Annotated in this window: 3 protein-coding genes and 1 other RNA gene; all 4 read left to right on the forward strand. The window is 70.1% G+C overall.

All coding sequences use genetic code 11. The features are described from left to right. A partial coding sequence (locus P409_RS32335) for an IclR family transcriptional regulator (RefSeq protein ID WP_034848279.1) occupies positions 1 to 517 on the forward strand: 517 nt, incomplete at its 5' end. Positions 518 to 579: 62 nt separating this feature from the next. Continuing rightward, positions 580 to 680: signal recognition particle sRNA small type (gene ffs / locus P409_RS37465), an RNA gene on the forward strand. A 56-nt stretch (positions 681 to 736) separates the two neighbouring features. Then, the gene (locus tag P409_RS32340; RefSeq protein ID WP_034848281.1) at positions 737 to 1,132 is read left to right on the forward strand and encodes a lysozyme inhibitor LprI family protein; all 396 of its coding nucleotides are present in this window, start codon (positions 737 to 739) and stop codon (positions 1,130 to 1,132) included. A gap of 64 nt (positions 1,133 to 1,196) precedes the next feature. Continuing rightward, on the forward strand, positions 1,197 to 2,215 hold a 1,019-nt coding region (gene dnaX / locus P409_RS32345; protein ID WP_034848282.1), incomplete at its 3' end, for a DNA polymerase III subunit gamma/tau.

Here is a 2,215-nt window from a genome sequence, read left to right on the forward strand (position 1 = left end):
GCGCCTGATCGCGGCCGAGGAGCTGGCGAAGCTGCGCGACGCCACCGGCGAGACCGTGCATCTCGCCGTGCGCAGCGGGCCCGAGATGATCTATGTCGACAAGCTGGAGAGCCCGCGGGCGGTGCGCATGGCCTCGCGCATCGGCACCCGCGTGCCGCTGCATTCCAGCTCGGTCGGCAAGGCCTGGCTGGCGGCGCTGCCGCCGGCGGAGGCCGCGGCGTTGCTGCCGAAGCTCGATCTCGCGGCGATGACGCCGCAGACATTGACCACGGTGGAGGCCCTGGCGGCGGAGATCGAGCGCATCCGTGCCCGCGGCTATTCGATCGACGCCGAGGAGAACGAGGCCGACATCTGGTGCTATGGCGGCGCGATCGCGGGGGCAGGCGGGGCGATCGGCTGCATCAGCGTCAGCATCCCGAAATACCGGGCCGCGATCGACGATCCGGAGCGCTATGCCGGGCCGCTCCTGGCCTGCTGCCGCCGCATCGCCGCGCTGGCGGCGGACGGGGTGCGCTGAGCCGGCGACATGCAACTGTCATTCCGCACTTGCCACCGGCGGCCGGAACCCCGATATAGGGCGCGGGAGATCGGCGCGGGCGTGTCCCTCGCCAACCCGGTCAGGTCCGGAAGGAAGCAGCCGTAACGAGTTTCGATACGGGTCGCCGCCGGTCTCCCACCTTCCCGATGCCGGATGTTTCATGCTAGGTGCCGCTCCGTTCGAACCGGAGGGGGATCCATGAAGTTCGTCGCGCTCGTCCTGGCCCTGGCGGCCACCGCCGGGATCTCCGGCGCCGCCGTGGCGGCCGAGGGGCCGAAAGACTACGACAAGATCTACAGCGACTGCCTGGCCGAGGCCGGCGGCGCCAACAACGGCACGGTCGGCGCCTGCGCCGAGGGCGTGGCCGATCAGACGAAGCCGGAGATGAACCGGCTGTACCAGGCGATTCTCGGCAAAATGAACAGCCCGGCGGACGCCGCGAAGCTGGAGAAGGCGCAGAAGGCCTGGATCGTCTATCGCGACAACCACTGCGAACTGGCGGGATCCTATGTCGGGTCGCCGATGTACGCCTTCTGCCCGATGACCCTGAACATCCAGCGGGTGAAGCAGCTGCGGGAGATGGCGGGGGAGTAGCGGGGCGGGGGGCGGGCGCCTTCGCCCTTTCGACCGCCGGTCCCATTCCCTATGATCGCGCGCCATGAGCGATGACGCAGCCCTGCCCCTGATCGGCCTCGACGAGACACCGCAGCCGGAGAAGGCCGCGGCCTATCGCGTCCTGGCCCGGAAATACCGGCCGACGACCTTCGCCGAGATGATCGGCCAGGACGCGCTGGTGCGAACCCTGACCAACGCCATCGCCTCCGGCCGCCTCGCCCATGCCTTCGTACTGACCGGGGTGCGCGGCGTCGGCAAGACCACCACGGCGCGCATCCTGGCCCGGGCGCTGAACTGCGTCGGCCCGGACGGCAAGGGCGGCCCGACCGCCGATCCTTGCGGCGTGTGCGAGCCCTGCCGCACCATCCTGCAGGACCGCAATGTCGACGTGATGGAGATGGACGCCGCCAGCCGCACCGGCGTCGACGACATCCGCGAGATCATCGACGGCGTGCGATACGGCCCGGTGGCGTCGCGCTACAAGGTCTACATCATCGACGAAGTGCACATGCTCTCCAAGAACGCCTTCAACGCGTTGTTGAAGACGCTCGAAGAGCCGCCGCCGCATGTGAAATTCGTCTTCGCCACCACCGAGATCCGCAAGGTGCCGGTGACGGTGCTGTCGCGCTGCCAGCGCTTCGACCTGCGCCGCATCGGCGCCGACCAGCTGCAGGCGTACTTCACCGGGATCCTGGACAAGGAAGGCGTGGCGGCGGAGCCGGAGGCGGTCGGTATGATCGCCCGCGCCGCCGACGGCTCGGCGCGCGACGGCCTGTCGTTGCTGGATCAGGCCATCGCCCAGGGCACGCCGGTGGGCGACAAGCCCTTCATCGCCGCCGTCCAGGTGCGCGAGATGCTGGGCCTGGCCGACCGCTCCAGCGTCATCGACATCCTGGAGGCCGCCTTCGCCGGCGAGGGGCCGCGGATGCTGGAAGGGCTGGAGGCGGCGCGCCGGGCCGGGGCCGACCCGCAATCCGTCCTCGGCGACCTGCTCGACTTCATCCATTTCGTCACCCGCGCCCGCATGGTGCCGGCCGTCCTCGACGATCCGGCGGTGCCGGG

This window comes from Inquilinus limosus MP06 (assembly GCF_000767795.1).
In the GTDB taxonomy this organism is placed as follows: domain Bacteria; phylum Pseudomonadota; class Alphaproteobacteria; order DSM-16000; family Inquilinaceae; genus Inquilinus; species Inquilinus limosus_E.

Bases quoted from the DNA above. Each gene is read 5' to 3' on its own strand.
- P409_RS32340 (WP_034848281.1), top strand. From the start codon at position 737: ATGAAGTTCGTCGCGCTCGTCCTGGCCCTGGCGGCCACCGCCGGGATC.